This window comes from Flavobacterium sp. FlaQc-28, assembly GCF_044007415.1.
Lineage (GTDB): Bacteria > Bacteroidota > Bacteroidia > Flavobacteriales > Flavobacteriaceae > Flavobacterium.
Window position 1 is genome coordinate 223,863 of record NZ_JBIPCM010000005.1, and the last position, 17,065, is coordinate 240,927.

Consider the following 17,065-nt stretch of genomic DNA (forward strand, 5'->3'; position numbering starts at 1 on the left):
ATGGAGCAATTAGATGATTTGATGGATAAACTGGCTAGCGATAAATTTTGCGCTGTTACGGTTTACGATAGGACTACTTCAAAGCCAATTTTTCGCAACATAACCCATGAACAGATAAAAAATGATTATGGTACAAGTGAAGAATTCTTTGAAAAACTCTACAGTGATGGGTTTACAAAACTCACCATCCAGGAAAAGCGTAAAAATGGAGTGAATGCTTTTAAGCTTGAGGGAGATCCTTTCGATGTAACATTTGGTGAGATTGTTTCTAATACAAGTAATTCCGATAATGAACCAAAGCAGACAGCCAAAAAGAAGAAGAAAAAGAAAAAAAGTGCTGGTCTAATGGGATTGGGAATTGCCGACATCTTCGACTTGAAATTACAAGCTCGAGATCGGGATGAACTAGCAAGAAAATTGGAAGAGTCTGAAAAATATAATCGTGAGCTGAAAGCAAAAAACGAAGAACTGACAGAAGAAAAATTACAAAGGAAGTACACAAAAGAAAGTAATGACAGTCTAAACAACATGCTTTTAGGAGTAGTTAAACAAGCTCCTATAATTTTAAAAGGATTAGGGTTCAATGTTCCAGTTGAAAATAGTGGTTTAGCAATGGCTTCACCAGAAGACTTGGAAGATGAAAATTCTTCAGATGCTAAAAAAGCTTTCATGGATATTGTCAGAACTCTCGATGATGACACCATTGCTTTGCTTTCAGTTATTTATCAAAAAATCAACGAAAAAACCGAAAACAACTTCTTTTCACAGGAACTGTTCGGTTTATTACAAAAACATCAAATGCTAGTATGAGTGTAATAACTATAAAAACAAAAGAGTCCAATCCTTTCAAGGTACAGAAGAAAACGAAGCTGATTCAGGAATTGGCAGATTTGGATAATGAAGTTTTGGAAAAACTGGTGGAGCTGAAGAAGTCCAAAAAAGCCATTGCAATGGTTACAGATTCGCAAAGTTGGCAAACAATTAAAGAGTTCATAATGTAGAAAGTTGGAGTAGCCCGTTTTTGTATGCTCCATTTACGGAACGGGCGAAACAATGATAAAACACAGTTGTAGGCATTGCTCCAAGCTAAGAAAGTAAAGATGAAACAAGAAAAGTAAGTTGAGCCAACTATTAGGAAATCCTTTTAGAAGGTTTAAAATAAAATTCTCGGAGTAAAAATGAAATTGGGAGCAATACTACAGCCAAGAAATGACTATGAAAAGACAAGGTTTACATAATCCAGCAGTGCTAACAGCAGTGGCATCATCCCCACAAGGTCAAAAAGCAATTGCCACTACTCTTGAGAATACAAGTGCAGGAGTAAATGCTACAGTTTCAATAGTTAAAGGTGCTCTGAAAATGGGACTTTTTTTAGGTGTAGGTTATTTTGCTTACAGAAAGATTTTTAACGGTTTTTCACCTCTCAAAGAGAACAAAAGAGATAAACCAAGTAATATCTCAACTGGAATGGCAAAGAACAAAGCTGAGGCGATTTATAGTGCTATGTATGGGGTTGGAAATGGTTTTAAATCGGTAAAGCAAAATCTTATGGGAGTTAATCCTAATGGCTTTGTGAGAATCCATAATGCATTTGGACTTAGAAAAGGTATCAATCCCTTATCCAAGAAAATGACATTGATTGAATGGTTTGGAGATCAGTTTAGTCAAAACGAATTGATGGAGTTACGCTTTTTAATTCCCAACTTTTTTTAATCATGGACAGTTCAAAATTATTACCTATCTCGGTTAGTGTAGCGGGATTGGGAATACTCTTTTTTGCTATAGCACAAGCAAATAAAGACAAAAACGGAAATGCTTTTTTGAATCAAGGATCTGTAGACAATAGCTTCAATGCAAAAGAAATAGCCAATGTGATTTATGATGCTATGAAAGAAGCCAATTTTACTAATTCTGAAAAACGCAAGACCATTTTTACAACACTAACAGGTGTAAGTCAAGCGCAGTTTTCTTGGGTAATAAAAGCCTTTGGAAGTAGGTATTATAACACACTTACAGGTAACACCTATTTCGCTTTTTGGCAAACACCTGTGAGACATCCTTTAAGAGTTTGGCTTAAAGAGGAATTAAGTGACAGTGATTATAAATTATTGAAATCAAATTATCCAAAATACTTATAAAAATGACCACAGAAGATAAAATATGGATTGGTGGCGGTATCGCACTTGCTATAGGTGGTGGCATTTATTATTTCGTTCAAAAAAACAAGAATGATAATGAAATCAGTCAAGAAGTTGAAGCGGATTTGAGTAATGAAACTTTACCAGTAGCAACACCAAAGCCTATAAGAACACCAACATTGGCAACTGCTCCAATTGTTCCAGTCAAAACTATTGCAGAGCCACCAGGCAGAACAGCTGATAATTTCAGATACAGTATCGGTCAGGAAATTATGGCTTCGGGATTTAATGGAACAAAAACTTACGATGCCCGGAAGATGGAAGACGGTAATTATACAAGCGAAGGAATCAGAAAAGCCACTTTCAAGAAAGGTGATAAAATAGGTAAAATCATTTGGGTTGGAAAAAGACCTGATGGAACTTATCGCTACGTAGTACAAAGAAATGGAACTTTTATGAATGATATCTATTGGATTCCAGATCATAGTGTTATAAAGCCAGTAGGGAAAATTTTGCCAATGATTTCATCTGTAGTTGAAACTTCAGGAGTTGACAAAACCATGCTTCTTAAAAAAGGAAGTAAAGGAATAGAAGTAAGAACATTACAGGCTTTGTTGAAAGTCAAAGTTGATGGTGATTTTGGTAGAAATACCGAAAATGCTCTTTTCACTCAAAAAGGAATAAAACAAATCAAACTTAAAGACTGGAGATAATGAATGCAAATACAGGAGTATGGATTGGTTTAGGTGTGCTGGGTGCAATTATTATCGCTTCAATGAGTGATGAAACTAAGCCTAAACCTGATTCCAAATCAAAAGAAAAACCCAGTGTTGAACCTAAAAAAGTACAGTTGTAATGGATTTTTTATTATCAAATAGTACCCCTTTTTTGAAGGTTTTTAAAAAGTATGCCATCAATACTCCAAAGCGTGTTGCTCATTTTTTGGCACAGCTTCACGAAGAAACGGGTGGGTTCATTAAACTGTCAGAGAATTTGAATTACACACCTGCTGGACTGATTGAAACTTTTGGTACGAATCAAATTTCGGTTGCTCAAGCTAATCTTTACGGAAGAACTACTAAGCGTAAAGCTAATCAGGAAGCCATCGCAAACATTGTGTATGGGGGAAAGTGGGGAAAGGCCAATTTGGGTAATACACAAGTTGGTGACGGTTGGCGATTTAGGGGGCGTGGACTAATTCAATTGACAGGCCGGGCAAACTATCAAGCTTACAAAGATTATTCAGGAATTGATGTTATAAACAATCCTGATTTAGCCTCTCGCCCTGATATTGCTATAGATATTTCAGGTTGGTTTTGGAGCGTAAGATACAAGCTTAATCCAATTGCAGACTCCAACAATATCACTTCGATTACTAAAAAAATCAATGGCGGACTTACCAATTTTTCCGAAAGGGTTAAACAACTAAATTATTACAATAGCATTGACACATTGGGGATATTAAAAAAAAAAGCGAGTCCGAGACCGGTCAAATCGAAGAATAAATCTGTTTATAGCTACTACAACCCTTTTACTCGGGTGCTCGATTTTGGTTCTAAAACTAAATAAAGGATAAACTATGTTACCGATAGAAACAATACTAAACTACTTTTTGGGTTCAACCACCTTGATTTCAATATACATCGCTTGGAGGTCAAGGAATTCCGAACTGAAAAAAACGGAAGCATCAGCTCTGGAAGCAATCGATTCGATTTACACCAAAATGTCAATTGTAACAGATAAGAAGTTTGAAGAAATGCAGCGAGTTATTGATGAAAATACGATTGAGATTAGAAACCTAAAAGAACAATTGCAAGAATATCAAAGGCGATGTGCCAGCTGTTTGAACAATAAGAATAATGAAAAAACAAATTCTGAATAAAATCATTTTTGCTGTCAGTCTATATTATGAAATCGATTTGTTTCAAGTAATAGGAACCAGCCAATTAATTCTTTTCATAATCAAAATTCATCTTAACAAACCTAAATCATGAAAAAGTCAATCCAATTACTGATTCTCATTTTTTGTATTCTGCTAACAGGCTGTTCTTCTATTAAAAAACTTGAAGAAGAAAACACTTTACTCAAGAGTGAAATTCAGAAAAGGGACAGTATTAAAAATACGATTATCAATAAAGCAATCGATGATAAACTGATTACTCCAATTGTACAAAGTGAGACAGGAAACCCTGTTTTTGATAGCTTAGTGAATGCTAAGGTAGATGAAATACTTTCCAAACTAAATACTTCCAAAATATCTGGGGATAATGGTTATAAACTCATTTATGATAAACTCAAAAAGCAGTTGGAGTTTTATGCTCAAATTGCCCAAACAAAGAATGAAAATACAGCAGTTAAAAATCAAAAAGTCAAGACTATTATCCAAGTTAAAAAGATACCTATAGTAGTAGAAAAACCGCTTTCAAAATTGGAAAAGTTTCTCATTGGATTAGGGATTTTGGCAATGCTCTATATCGGGTTTAAAACAATAGCCCTAATCAAGAAAAAAACAAGTATATGGGCATAAGAGCAAAACATATTGTAATCACTGGCGCATTATTAGGCATTGGCGCATTATGGTACAGCAGTAAACTCAATAAATGGAAAGAAACGATGAAAAAATTAAAAGCACTCCCTACTGGAATTAGAAACTTCGATATAAATTTCAAACGGATGCGTTTTAATTTAGATGTTACCATATACAATCCGACAAATGATAATTTCAGTCCTGACGGAGTTATTGCATCAGTAAAACGAATCATACTCAAAGACAAAACTGCCAAGCGAATTGCTACAATCACAGTCAATAAATCATTTCTATCCATTCCTGCCAAAGGGAAACATGTACTAAAGGATCTGATTGTGGAAATTCCAATACTGGAGAACGTTTCTAATTGGCAAAACCTGATACAGATTAAAAGTATAAATGATATTCAAACTGAAACGATTTTGGGAGTTTTAGGTAAAGAGTATTCAATAATCAAGTAGTATGGATTTAATAACCTCTTTCAATAATCTTAACGGTAAAACAGTAAAACGTTCCGTTTTGAAATCCCTCTTAACTAGAGCTAGAAAACAAAAGCATTTGGTTATTTTCAACCGAATCAGTAAAGTTTTGCAGCAAAACAACGATGCGCTTTTCACTATTGAACTAAAGGACTTGCTAGAACCTGCGGGACTTAGTGGAACTGAGCAAAGAATCATTCTACCAACACTAGAATATATATCTGAAGAAGATGTAGAAGGTGGTCTAAACGGAGTTTCCCCTGATGATATTTACAGCTATATTACAGATTTGATTATCAATACTATTGAGAAAGTCGGGCATTTGCCCTGGCAAAAAGATTGGGTTGGTTCAGGATCTGATGGTGCCGCTAAAAATTATGTTAGTAAGAAGGAATATACAGGAGCAAACTTTCTGTTGAATTTTGATATAAAGTTTGATAAAGACGGAAAAGGTTATTTAGTGCCGATAAAATTCATTCAGCCTTATTATCTAACATTCAATCAGATTAAGGAAACTGGTGCAAGTTTAAAGAAAGACAGTAAAGCAAGACGTGTAATTTATTACACCATGATTTTCAGTTTCGATAATGGTGTTTTGCAATTCAAAACTACCGACAGAGAAAAGTTTACTGAGTTTGTAAAAGTGAATGGCTTAACCAAAGAAGATCTAAGAGAGCATCTTACCAAGATTCCAGTAATTAAATATTACAATGTTTTCAGAGCAGATGACTGTACAGGATTGAAATTTCCTGAAGCAACAGGCAATAAAAATGTAAATCCGATTGAGCAAGCCCAAAGTCTTATTGATGGTTATAAAGACCCCCCTACTTACACTTTTGTTGGAGATAGAGCTTATTATCAACCATCAACTGATAAACTTAATATGCCAAATATCAAAGCTTTTAAAAAAGAAGCTTCGTATTACTGCACATATTTTCACGAATTGACACATTCATCTGGAGCGAAAAAAAGGTTGAACAGGGATATGACTGGAACTTTTGGTAGTAAGCCTTATGCTTTTGAGGAACTCATTGCGGAACTCGGAGCGGTATTCATGTGTTCTGAATCTGGAATACTATTTCAGACCAAAGAGAACTCGGCTAAGTATCTTAAAAATTGGAATACTGTTTTGGTGAGCGAATTAGAAAATGACAACCGCTTTTTCTTGAAAGCTTCAGCACAATCTCAAAAAGCAGTCAACTACATATTAGGTAGAAATACTGAGAGTGAAGAAGTAGAAATAGTGAAAGAAGAGGTTAAAAAAGCAACATCGAAAAGACCAGTAAAGAAAAAGGTAAAACCTAAAGTTACCAAAGCTAAAAAAATCGGACTATCAGCTTCAATTGTGGCAAGTAAAAATACTGAATTAACCAAAAAGAGAACTGTACAAACTGTAGTTAAAAAAAGAGATAGTAAAGTTGCTTCCAATCAGGATAAAAGCCTTAATGCGCTTGAAAAACTTGGTTTTATTTCTGCTAATTCTGTACCAAAGGAAGCAAAAGATGTTTTTGTACTGGGTGGCGAAATTGGGAAGTTTTTACAAAAACAACAGCCTCATAAAGCTTTAATCCTAATAAAAGGAAACAAGCACAGTTCAAAATCACAGTTGGCCATGCAGATTGCCAATGCTTTTGGAGAAGCACAAATTCCAGTAGCTTATATTGATTATGAGCAAGGAGGAATTGAAAGCAAGGACACAGTAGATAGTATCAACAGAAATACTACTGAAGCAGGAAGAAAGTATATAGCCATAAAAGGTTATTTAGAAAACCCTTTTGAGGAATTACAAGGATTCTGCAAGGTGGTCAAAGTCATTATTGCGGATTCTGTTACGGATTTGAAAATTACTGCCGACCAGCTAAATTATTTGAGAACCAAATACCCGAAAATTATTTGGTGTTTTATTTCTCAAGTAAAAGAGAATGGAGCAATGTACGGAGGTAATAAAATGGCTCACAATCCAACTTCAGTAATTCATTGTTCTTCACATCAAGATCCAAAACAGCGATTTGCTACACTGGAGAAAAACAGAGGGAATGACCTCACTTTAAAATATTCGATGCTCTATAAAAAAGTAGTTAACGAACCCAAAAAAAAAAGAAATTATCATTTAAAGTCAAATAACTAAAATATGAAATCATGGTAGCAAAAAAAGTAAAATCAAAAGGTAAAAAAAGAATCTCAGCTAAAAAGCTTTGTAGCGGTGTAATCCAGCGTGAAGGCGTTAAAAAAGATGGAACTCTTAAAAAGGGTTATCGGTATGTCAAAGGAGGAAAAGTTGTAAAAGCAAAAGCAAAGAAATAGGTTTTAATTTTGGGTGGTTGCGAAGTCAGATTGTGGGCGTGAAAGACAGTTTTGGCTATATTTAGTATAATAAGAAAAGTAAAATAATTTAATATTGACAGGATTCCACAAAGTTTGCAAGTTAAAAAGGAAGGCTTAGATTTTTTACCCTAAGCCTTTTTAAAATGTAATATTAAATTTGTTTAAAAATAATTCCCAATTATTGACACAAGCCATTTTTAGTAACTTCTTTAATATTAAGTAATCAGATTAAAAAATGCGTTGTCAGAAGGGCGGGGGCATTTCGACACTATCCTAATAAGACATGTTGTTTCCCATATACTTTATTATGGTTACAAATCACTCCGAGTTGTATAAGATGCCATTAACCATTTTGTTTCAATGATTTTTGGAATCAGTTTGTGAAGAATAAAAAATATTTATCACTTATTTCAAGTCTATCTTTTTAAATACATTTAGCAATCTACAAAAGGAATAGTTTATGGGAAAAGTTAAAGTAGTATTTTTTTAAAATTGTCTTTTTTTGAATTGTTAGTTACATGTATCTGCATTGTTTCTGTTCTTTATAATTAGTATTCTCGATAACATATCCGTTTAATAAGAATTCTCGTAGCGCTAGCCTAATACCATCCTGTGACATCTGGTCTAAATTTAATTTATTATGATTGGGGACAAGGCTTTTTCCAATCAATCTTTTAGAAAAGTTAAGATCTCGCTTTGAATTTCTTTTCGTTGTTCGTCATCAGCATTGTCGTCCATTTCATTATGTGTCGTGTTTGCTAACTTTATTATTTTCATTTTATTTTTTTTAATTTCTTTTTCAGTAGGCAAAACCCCGTCATCAGCGGGTTGATCACTTGAACGTAACGAATAAACTTTGACCTTTTTTGTTTTAGGGAGCGCCATCCTTCTGTTATCCAATGTAATAATCTTTTCTACTACGTTTGGGTATTTCTGTGGGAAAAGAGCAGTCATATCGCCACCGTTTGAATGACCAATAAGCGTAATGTGTTTGTAGTCTAAATCGGGATTTGTCTTTTTAAGTTCGTTAACAACAAATAAAATATTGTCTGCACCACGCTCCCAAAAAGGCCTTCTTAATATTTGTGGATTTCCTGTCAAGGGTAATAAACTATCCGTGGCAAGTTCATGTTGGATACTTACAACAAAATAGCCTTTTGAAGCTAAAAACTCTGCTAAGTACGAGTACGCCAAATAATCTCCCCCTTTGTTTTGCCCATAACCGTGACTGAAAATGACAATTTTTTGTTTTCCTGAAATATCGATCTTAGGGTGGTAGATGGCAATAGGAATTTCTCTTTGCCTGTTTTGGTCATATAGTTTTAATGTGTCCAGACTAAATGTAGTTACAGACTTGTTGTCATCAGATTGTCTAAATGATAAGCAACTCGCCAAAAGGGGCATTACCAAAAAAGGCAGTATTTTAATTATCTTAATTTTAATAGGGGGCAATAGTGTCATATTTTGTCGTAGTCTCGCTTTTTAGAAGCAAAAAATTGTTTAAAAATACAAAATTAATATAAAACATTGCCAATCTTTTTAACAAATGCAATGATAAACGACATATCCGACCATTTCTATGAAATTAATTCGCATTAATATTAACAAACCAATATGCAAACTATGCGAAGTCTCAGTGGCAAATTAGAAACTACAAGAAATGCAAGCTTTGCGTTGGGGTTGAATCGTCATGCATTTTTTTTACAAAACTCCATTAAGTTTCTTTCCCTAAAATAATATTGAGTGAGAATGCTTTTTTAAGTGAGGAGGGTTATTGTGAGGATTTAGCAATGTTAAATCTGTAACTTTTAGCGAATTTCCCCATGAAAATTAATTGTTCGTTAGAATAATGATTCCTACAAAAACCTGGAGAATAGCTCATGAAATTTTCTATGGGAGGATTGTAGTTTTTATATCTAGCGCCAACGTATCTACAATTTTTATCTATAGGTGTGTTGTAATCTGCTGGAGTGTCACATATAAAGTCCCCTTCGGTATTACAATTGTTTTCCAAGATGCTCTCTTTTGTAGTAAATTGCTCAGATGAAGAACCAAAGGTGTGTTGGAGACCAAAAAAATGCCCCGTTTCATGAGCGAAAGTTGCCACACTAACGTTAGGATTATCGGAAATATAAATATAATTATATCCGAATCCTAAATAATACCAAAAATTTTGATTAAGAGTATAAGTAAACCCATTTAGTTTTTGTCCAGAAGGAACAATTACAAACGTTAAATACTTTGTTTTAATTTTAGATTCAAGCTCTTTTCTTATTTTATCACTATATCCTATTCTGTCAATTGATTTTTTTTGATTTACACGTAAAATATTTGGATTTAGGAGGATGTTTATTCCTGATTTGTTTAGTTTAGTATTAAGCGTATCAATAATTTTGATGTATTTAGAGTAATCGTTAGTGTTTGGGGAAGCAATAACAAGATTAGCAGGAAATTGTATAATTGATGGAGTGTATGCTTTGTCTTTTGTTGCCAGTATTTCATTCTTCCCTTGTGCATTGCAGAATTGTGACGCACAGATAGTTTGAGAATCCTCAGGATGATTATTTTGACAAGCAACCAAGAAAAAAAGAAACAACAAATAAAATCCCATACTTTGAAAGACCAATTTGTTGTTTACTATTAAATACATTTAAATTAAATATAGATTATTCTTCAATTCTTATACCTTTCCAAAAGGCTACATAATTTTCAATTAATTTTGCCTGACTCGTTGCTTCAGGGTAGAACCACGCAGCATCATCTCTAAATCTCCCATTTACTTCAACGTTGTAATAATGAGCAACGCCTTTCTCATCGCAAACAGAGCTTATTTTACTTGGCTTAAAGTATTCTTTTTTTAGACTTTGATGTGGGAAATAAGTGTTCCCTTCGAAGCTAATTGTTTGGTCGCTTTCTGCTATTATTTTGTTGTTAAAAGTTGCTTTCATAATTTGTTCTTATCCTTCTACAAAAGTAGTAATTTTATTCGCAATTTTTTTTGCTTCAATGGAATGATGTGAATCTCTATAAATTACTTCCCCCTTTATTAAAACGATAATTTGTGGGGATTGATGAATTACATTTAATTTTTTAGCGATAAAATTTGATACTTCTCTGTAAGAAAGTAAATCAAGATAATTAAAGGCTGAGATGCTTTCGATAAGAGGGGAATCATTTTTAAGGCGTTCTTTTGCAAAGGCACTAATACCGCACGAAACACTATCTTTAAAAATAATTTGAGGCTTATCCTTTGATTTTTCAATAATATCAAGGACATCTTTTTCCGTTTTTATTGTGTTCCAGTTTGTAGTTTTCATAAATTTTAAATTTCTTAGTAAAGATATAAATTATTAGCAATTATTTAAGAGCTGCAAGAAAGCATTGAACAACCCACTTTTTCTAAAGCCCAATCAGGTCTTTTAGCAAACCATTTTTCATGTTCAGATTGTTCTTCGTACGGTTTTTGGAGCAACAGATAGAGCTCGTTTATTAATGAATAATCGCCTTTTTCCGCAGATTCTATTGCTAATTGTGCCATATAATTTCGTAACACATATTTAGGGTTATTACGATTCATGGATGCTTTGCGTTCAGAGTCTGTTTGTTCTTCTGCATTAATCATTTCTAAATAGCTTTTTAGCCAAACTTCCCATTTTGTTATTATTTCATTAGGTAATTCTTCGATATTGTAAAAAGCATATTTTATTTTAGTAAAGGCTTCCTTTGGGGTATCTAATTTAGTAACAGAACTCAGATTTCTAAAAAAGATTGTCATGTCAATATTAGACTGTGTCAATAAATTTATTAGTTCGTCATGGTTTTCTGTCGTATAGGTTGAAGATAAGCCCAGTTTTGCCGCCATCATTTTATGGTATTTTGTATCATACGTTTTATTGTAAGCGGTTAAAATGGTTTCCATCGCAGGGATGTCTTCTATTAGTGGATATAATGCATTTCCTAATTGAACAAGATTCCAAAGTATAATGTCTGGTTGATTTCTAAATCGGTATCTTTTATTTTGTCTATCGGTGGTGTTTGGAGTCCAATCCGGATCGAAATTTTCCAACCAACCATACGGGCCATAATCAATGGTTAATCCTAATATAGACATATTGTCAGTATTCATAACACCGTGTACAAAACCCACTCTTTGCCACTCTACAACCATTTCTAGAGATTTGTTTACTACTTCTTGATAAAAATCCAAATACTTTTCTTTGCCCTCAGATTTTATATTTGGGAAATAATGTGCGATTGTATAATCAGTAAGTTCTTTAAGTGTTTTATTGTCTCTGCGAGAGGCAAAGATTTGAAAATTACCAAATCGGATAAAGCTAGGAGCGACACGGGTTACAATTGCTCCTTTTTCCAGTTTTGGATTCCCATTATATAGAATATCTCTTAAAACCTCATCTCCTGATAGGATTAATGCTAATGATCGTGTAGTTGGAACCCCTAAACTATGCATGGCTTCGCTACATAAATGTTCTCTTACAGAGGAGCGTAGCACTGCCAATCCATCGGCAGTTCTAGAGTAGGGTGTTTCACCAGCTCCTTTTAATTGTAATGCCCAATGTTTGTTGTTTGCTTCAATTTCAAAAAGATTTATAGCTCTACCGTCACCTAATTGTCCTGCCCAATTACCAAATTGGTGTCCACCATAACACATAGCAAACGGATTTGTTTCAGGGTAAACAGAATTACCAGAAAAAACATCGAGAAACTCTTTTGTTTGCACGTCGTTAGCGATACCTAAATCATTCGCTAAAAAAGAAGCATAATGAACCAATTCAGGGTTGCTAGGACTTTTAGGCGTAACATAAGAGAAGCATGCATTATTTACTTGCCTTCTTGAGTTTTCTGTTTCTTTGTCAGCAGGCAACTCTTTATTGAATGTATCTTTGATGTTTAGTTTCATTTGCTTTTTGATTTTACTGTTATAGTTTATTGATGATTCGAATAGAACGCAACTTAGCGATGTCACGGAATTTTAGTACAAAGGCTTAATAAAATTACTTCTGTTGAAAACCTGGTTTAAGTGTTCCATAGTGGTACTTTAACCTACATATTATGACTGCTCGGTAGCTGTGTTTTTATTTGTTCACTCGTTTTAAAAACATTTTTCCCTCTTCCACAAAGTCTATTCCATCAGCCGTTAATTTGTTCTTGGTTCCGTCTATAATTTGGTGATTTAATGCAATTGTCACATTAGGATAATTTTCTACAAAGTCAGCGAGTTTGGTTAATTCATCATAGTAATTTGGATTAGACTTATCTTGATTATTCCCATATTCTGTTATCCAAAGTTCTTTGTCTTTTGTGTTTGCCTTTTGAGTTACCGAGATAAATTCAGATTTTTTGTCCTCAAATGTTTTGTTTTCATTTATATAAATATGATATGTGTAGGCATCTATTTTATTTATTGTATTTTCAACCACTTGTTTATTCCAGTTATACATTCTATCATTAGATTCTTTAACTTTTCTGCCTAATAAAAGTGCTGCAATTTTTGAATTTGGGAACTTCTTTTTCAGTTCAGGAAGCCATTCATTAACTCTTAAAGCGTAATCTTTTCCTGTTGGGAATACTTTTTTATAATTGTCATCTTGAGCATATAATTCATTCCCTAATTCAATATACTTTATTTCCACACCTAACTTTTCAATTGCGGTTAGCATCTCTATCTGGTCTGATAGGGTTTTGTTCAAAATATCTAACACAAAAACAAAGTCAGCGTTTGTATAATCAGTCAAAGTTTTAATTTCAACAATTGGGTGAACTGACTTGTTTTTTCTTGTCATTATAACTCCTTCTTTCCAATTCCAACTATGGGTAACTGTACCACCTGGGTAACGTAGCATTTGTGGTTTTAATAGTTGAATGTTTTTATATATTGCCTCATTCATATTTGGCATCATCGAGAAATTTTGATTAAAACCTATTAATACCTTTCTAGGATTTTCAACGCTTGGCGTATATTTCTCTTTATTTTTCTTCTCCTTGATTGTTTGACAGTTTGTTGTTAAAAAGAAAAGAAGTAGAGTTATTGCTGTTATTGTTTTTTTCATTGTCGCTTGTTTTGTAGTGTTAGGTGAATTTACAGCTAACAATTACATTATAACAAATCTACAATTTTTAGCAAATCAGTTGCTGATTTTTTTTCGCCACTAGTATGAAGGGCGTATATTAGATTATTCATTACTCGTTTAACAATGTCTAAATTTGTAGCAGGCAATAAAACTTTATCTTTTAAATTAAAATTAATTTCTTTTAAGAACTCGTCAAATTTGTCATTGCCATAAAATATACCTTGAAAAAAAGGATCAATATAAAAATCTATTTGATTGATAAGTTCATCATTATAAATAGATATGTCTTTGCCCGTTTCTTCTAAAATTCCCATGATAAAATGCTTAGGGGAGTTAATTCCTATTAAGTTGATGTTTAACTCTTTTGCAACCAACAGGTATATTACACAAATCATAATTGGGTTCCCTACTTTATCTTCAATAACTTTATTAATAAAGGAATTGTTGATTCCAGAATAGTTTTTATAATTTCCTCCAAACTTGTGATTGTCTAAGATAACCATATTCATTGCTTGCATAATTTCATAGTTGCTTTTGTTTTCAACTAATGGTTTGATTTCTTGTGCAAGCAATTGTATTGTTTTTGTTATTTCATTTTCACTTAAGCTTGGATAACCAAATTTCGCGATTAGCAACAACCCTTTAAGTAAATCATGAGTTTCGTTTTTACTCCATTTAACGATTTCTCTTTTCAAATGGTTTAATTTAAAATTATCTAATAATGTTGCTAAGCGAGTCTTTTGAAGCTCATTATTTGAGTGATCAAATCCTTCTTGTAAATACGGAATAAGTTCGCTACCTCCAGAAAGAATTTCTTTTTCCACCAAATCATAAACCTCATTGTTAGGGTCGTCTAATAGCTGTATTAATGCTTTTATTTTGTTTTTATCAAAACTGAGAGTTTTCATAATTTATTCCTTTCTTTATGAAATTTTTTTAAGTTTTTCGCTTCTATCAACAATTGCTTTTATGTAAGAACAAACAGCAATTCCTTTTATTTTATGGTTGTGGAGGTACTCAAATGTTTTTTCTACCAATATTTTCCCAATCCCTTGCCCTCTAAGATGCTTAGGAACTTCTGAGTGAACTAAATAATAACAGTTGTCTCTTTCTGTATATTCTATTTTGGCAAAATCATCCCCAACTTTCATTACAAACAGTCTAAATTCTGGATGATGCTCTATATTTGATATGATCATTACTTTTTAATTTTATCTTTAAACACTTTTTCAAATTTCTCTAACTTTGGTTGAATTACCATTTCACAATAAGGTTGTGATTTGTTATTTGTGTAATAATCCTGATGATAATTTTCGGCTTTATAAAATCCAGTTAAAGGCATTACTTGTGTCACAATAGGGTTATCGTACACTTTTTCATTATTTAAAGCATTTATAATGTCAACTGCAATTTTCTTTTGTTCAGGGTTATTATATAATATAATTGATCGATATTGTGATCCTACATCAGCCCCTTGGCGGTTTGTAGTTGTAGGGTCATGAACTGTGAAAAAAACTTTTAATATTTCTTCAACAGAAGTTTTATTTTTGTCGAAAGTTATTTGAGTAACTTCTGCATGCCCTGTTTTTCCAGAACTGGTTTCTTCATAGGTAGGATTTGATACAGTGCCGCCTGCGTACCCAGATACGACAGATTTTACTCCTTCTAATTTTTCATAAATAGCCTCGATACACCAAAAACATCCTCCGCCTAAAGTGATGGTTTCTAATTGTGCTTTTTTAGGTTTTTCAATTTTATTTTGTTTAGGCTCAAAAGTTAAAGAAACTGAGTTTACACAATATCTTTTGCCAGTATCAGTTGGCCCGTCGTCAAAAATATGCCCCAAATGACCACCACATTTTGCACAATTAATTTCAGTTCTTAACATGCCTAGCGTTCTATCTTCTTTTGTTGTGATTTTACCTCCAGCAATTTCACGGTCAAAACTAGGCCAACCACAGTGAGAGTCAAACTTCATATTATCTGTAAAAAGTTCATTCCCACAGCCAGCACATTTATAAACACCTTTTTCTTTGTTCATCAAAAGTTCCCCAGTATAAGGAGCTTCTGTTCCTTTTTCTCTCAATACATAGTATTGTTGGGGAGTTAGTTCCTTTTTCCATTGGTCTTCTGTTTTGTTTACAGAGGTTACTGCCAAATTTTTTATTTTATCTCCGTCAGATTTTGAAGTGCTTTGTGCACATGATTGTATTGTGAGAGTAACAAATACCATCATTACAAATTTTATAAAATTATCTCTATTTTTCATGATTCTTTTTATTTTGTAATTATTATTTTTTAAAGCAAACCTCCAAGTTTTTACCCTCGGAGGGATACTTCCAATTAACCTAAACTTACTATGAAAAAACTATTTTATTGTTTGCAAAAATTCAATTGCTTTTTCTGTATTTAAATGATAATCGTTGAATATTACATTATCATCTTGATCAATAAATATAAACCAAGGAGTGCCTCCTGTTCTATAATTATACATAATATTAGAAATGTTCCTAGTACTTTCGTCTCCATTGTCTTGAGCAAATGGAATTTTTAAGTTGTATTTTTTTTGAACTTCTAACATTTTATCGTAAGTATTGCTACTTGAGCCTTCAAACACGGTTTGCACTGCTAGAAATTTCACATTATCGTTATCTTTCAACGCTTCGGTCATTGCTTGTAGAGATGGCAACCCTATGCTGTGGCACCCTGGGCACCAGCTTTGAAAACAATAAATAACTTTAAATTTTCCTTTTAAATCAGATAAATTAATGGGTGCTATTTTATTTCCATTTCCATCTACCCAATCTTTAATATTCCATTCAGGAGCTTTAAGCCCTTCTATTCCGTATGATTTTGTTGTGTTCATTTTTTTTCCTTTTATATTAAAATTTTCTTTTTTTTGTGCTTCTGTACAACTAATGAATAGCAAGATCGTAAGTGTTGTATAAAAATATCTACTAAGCACTTTCTTTAATTTTGTCTGCATACATTTTTTTTAGTTTTGTTATTTTAGGTGTAATAACAGCCTGACAGTACCCCGCGTAGGTATTTCGATTATAATAATCTTGATGATATTCTTCAGCTGGGTAAAAGCTTTCCATTGGGCCAAGTTCGGTAACTATCTTGTTCCCAAACAATGGGTTTAGTTGTTTAATAACTTCTTCTGCAATTAACTTCTGTTCTTCATTATGATAAAATATAACCGATCTATATTGCGTCCCATAATCAGCTCCTTGATAATTCAACGTTGTAGGATTATGGTTTGTCATAAAAATGATTAACAATTCTTCGTATGATAATATTTCTGAATCAAAAGTTACTTGAATTACTTCTGCATGCCCAGAATCACCATTACATACTTCTCGATAGGTAGGTGTTTTAGAAGTCCCTCCTGCATAGCCTGAAACAACTTCTTCAATGCCCTTTAATCTCTGAATCACTGCCTCTATACACCAGAAGCATCCACCTCCAAATGTTGCGATTTGTTTATTTTTCATGGTTGAAACT

Annotated in this window: 23 protein-coding genes; 12 read left to right on the forward strand and 11 right to left on the reverse strand. The window is 33.1% G+C overall.

Going from position 1 to position 17,065, the window contains the following annotated elements:
- The 12 genes from ACHRVL_RS14685 to ACHRVL_RS14740 all read left to right on the forward strand — a co-directional run bounded on the left by ACHRVL_RS14685 (window position 1) and on the right by ACHRVL_RS14740 (window position 7,448).
- Window positions 1-810, forward strand: a complete 810-nt coding sequence (locus ACHRVL_RS14685; RefSeq protein WP_395413999.1) for a hypothetical protein — start codon at window positions 1-3, stop codon at window positions 808-810.
- Window positions 807-1,001: a hypothetical protein gene (locus tag ACHRVL_RS14690; protein ID WP_395414001.1), complete on the forward strand. Its 195-nt coding sequence runs from the start codon at window positions 807-809 to the stop codon at window positions 999-1,001. The genes ACHRVL_RS14685 and ACHRVL_RS14690 overlap by 4 nt, the downstream gene beginning before the upstream one ends.
- A 214-nt stretch (window positions 1,002-1,215) precedes the next feature.
- On the forward strand, window positions 1,216-1,713 hold the full coding sequence (locus ACHRVL_RS14695) for a hypothetical protein (protein ID WP_395414003.1): 498 nt from the start codon (window positions 1,216-1,218) through the stop codon (window positions 1,711-1,713).
- 2 nt (window positions 1,714-1,715) lie between these two features.
- A complete protein-coding gene (locus tag ACHRVL_RS14700; RefSeq protein ID WP_395414005.1) occupies window positions 1,716-2,138 on the forward strand; it encodes a hypothetical protein in 423 nt (140 codons plus the stop codon).
- 2 nt (window positions 2,139-2,140) lie between these two features.
- Window positions 2,141-2,851 carry a peptidoglycan-binding protein gene (locus ACHRVL_RS14705; RefSeq protein ID WP_395414007.1) on the forward strand — a complete coding sequence of 237 codons (711 nt, stop codon included), beginning with the start codon at window positions 2,141-2,143 and terminating at the stop codon, window positions 2,849-2,851.
- Window positions 2,851-2,994: a hypothetical protein gene (locus ACHRVL_RS14710; RefSeq protein ID WP_395414008.1), complete on the forward strand. Its 144-nt coding sequence runs from the start codon at window positions 2,851-2,853 to the stop codon at window positions 2,992-2,994. The genes ACHRVL_RS14705 and ACHRVL_RS14710 overlap by 1 nt, the downstream gene beginning before the upstream one ends.
- On the forward strand, window positions 2,994-3,707 hold the full coding sequence (locus tag ACHRVL_RS14715; protein WP_395414009.1) for a glycoside hydrolase family 19 protein: 714 nt from the start codon (window positions 2,994-2,996) through the stop codon (window positions 3,705-3,707). Before ACHRVL_RS14710 ends, ACHRVL_RS14715 begins: the two co-directional genes overlap by 1 nt.
- 10 nt (window positions 3,708-3,717) lie before the next feature.
- Window positions 3,718-4,020 carry a hypothetical protein gene (locus ACHRVL_RS14720; protein ID WP_395414011.1) on the forward strand — a complete coding sequence of 101 codons (303 nt, stop codon included), beginning with the start codon at window positions 3,718-3,720 and terminating at the stop codon, window positions 4,018-4,020.
- 108 nt (window positions 4,021-4,128) lie between these two features.
- Window positions 4,129-4,665, forward strand: a complete 537-nt coding sequence (locus tag ACHRVL_RS14725; RefSeq protein ID WP_395414012.1) for a hypothetical protein — start codon at window positions 4,129-4,131, stop codon at window positions 4,663-4,665.
- Window positions 4,656-5,126, forward strand: a complete 471-nt coding sequence (locus tag ACHRVL_RS14730) for a hypothetical protein (protein WP_395414014.1) — start codon at window positions 4,656-4,658, stop codon at window positions 5,124-5,126. Before ACHRVL_RS14725 ends, ACHRVL_RS14730 begins: the two co-directional genes overlap by 10 nt.
- 1 nt (window position 5,127) lies before the next feature.
- Window positions 5,128-7,272 carry an ArdC family protein gene (locus ACHRVL_RS14735; RefSeq protein ID WP_395414016.1) on the forward strand — a complete coding sequence of 715 codons (2,145 nt, stop codon included), beginning with the start codon at window positions 5,128-5,130 and terminating at the stop codon, window positions 7,270-7,272.
- A gap of 11 nt (window positions 7,273-7,283) precedes the next feature.
- Complete coding sequence (locus ACHRVL_RS14740; RefSeq protein ID WP_163409605.1) at window positions 7,284-7,448, forward strand: hypothetical protein; 165 nt, start codon at window positions 7,284-7,286, stop codon at window positions 7,446-7,448.
- Window positions 7,449-8,135: 687 nt separating this feature from the next.
- Here ACHRVL_RS14740 and ACHRVL_RS14745 read toward each other — a convergent pair.
- The 11 genes from ACHRVL_RS14745 to msrA form a co-directional block, all read right to left on the reverse strand.
- On the reverse strand, window positions 8,136-8,930 hold the full coding sequence (locus ACHRVL_RS14745) for an alpha/beta hydrolase family protein (RefSeq protein ID WP_395414019.1): 795 nt from the start codon (window positions 8,928-8,930) through the stop codon (window positions 8,136-8,138).
- Between the two features lie 310 nt (window positions 8,931-9,240).
- On the reverse strand, window positions 9,241-10,119 hold the full coding sequence (locus ACHRVL_RS14750; RefSeq protein WP_395414022.1) for a M43 family zinc metalloprotease: 879 nt from the start codon (window positions 10,117-10,119) through the stop codon (window positions 9,241-9,243).
- Between the two features lie 16 nt (window positions 10,120-10,135).
- Window positions 10,136-10,417, reverse strand: coding sequence for a DUF427 domain-containing protein (locus ACHRVL_RS14755; RefSeq protein WP_149207253.1), 282 nt, complete (start codon window positions 10,415-10,417; stop codon window positions 10,136-10,138).
- 9 nt (window positions 10,418-10,426) lie between these two features.
- The gene (gene ytxJ, locus ACHRVL_RS14760) at window positions 10,427-10,786 is read right to left on the reverse strand and encodes a bacillithiol system redox-active protein YtxJ (protein ID WP_149207254.1); all 360 of its coding nucleotides are present in this window, start codon (window positions 10,784-10,786) and stop codon (window positions 10,427-10,429) included.
- 44 nt (window positions 10,787-10,830) lie between these two features.
- Window positions 10,831-12,387, reverse strand: a complete 1,557-nt coding sequence (locus ACHRVL_RS14765; RefSeq protein WP_395414026.1) for a YdiU family protein — start codon at window positions 12,385-12,387, stop codon at window positions 10,831-10,833.
- Window positions 12,388-12,562: 175 nt separating this feature from the next.
- Window positions 12,563-13,537: a glycosyl hydrolase gene (locus ACHRVL_RS14770; protein ID WP_149207256.1), complete on the reverse strand. Its 975-nt coding sequence runs from the start codon at window positions 13,535-13,537 to the stop codon at window positions 12,563-12,565.
- A 47-nt stretch (window positions 13,538-13,584) separates the two neighbouring features.
- Entirely contained in the window at window positions 13,585-14,466 is an 882-nt protein-coding gene (locus ACHRVL_RS14775) for a transglutaminase-like domain-containing protein (protein ID WP_149207257.1), read from the reverse strand.
- Window positions 14,467-14,481: 15 nt separating this feature from the next.
- Window positions 14,482-14,757 (reverse strand): GNAT family N-acetyltransferase, encoded by a 276-nt coding sequence (locus ACHRVL_RS14780; protein ID WP_262410433.1) that lies wholly within the window; start codon window positions 14,755-14,757, stop codon window positions 14,482-14,484.
- Window positions 14,757-15,827 (reverse strand): bifunctional methionine sulfoxide reductase B/A protein, encoded by a 1,071-nt coding sequence (locus tag ACHRVL_RS14785; protein ID WP_149207258.1) that lies wholly within the window; start codon window positions 15,825-15,827, stop codon window positions 14,757-14,759. The genes ACHRVL_RS14780 and ACHRVL_RS14785 overlap by 1 nt, the downstream gene beginning before the upstream one ends.
- A gap of 99 nt (window positions 15,828-15,926) precedes the next feature.
- Entirely contained in the window at window positions 15,927-16,544 is a 618-nt protein-coding gene (locus ACHRVL_RS14790; protein WP_262410434.1) for a peroxiredoxin, read from the reverse strand.
- Entirely contained in the window at window positions 16,516-17,055 is a 540-nt protein-coding gene (gene msrA, locus ACHRVL_RS14795) for a peptide-methionine (S)-S-oxide reductase MsrA (RefSeq protein ID WP_149207259.1), read from the reverse strand. The genes ACHRVL_RS14790 and msrA overlap by 29 nt, the downstream gene beginning before the upstream one ends.
- Window positions 17,056-17,065: the final 10 nt, after the last annotated feature.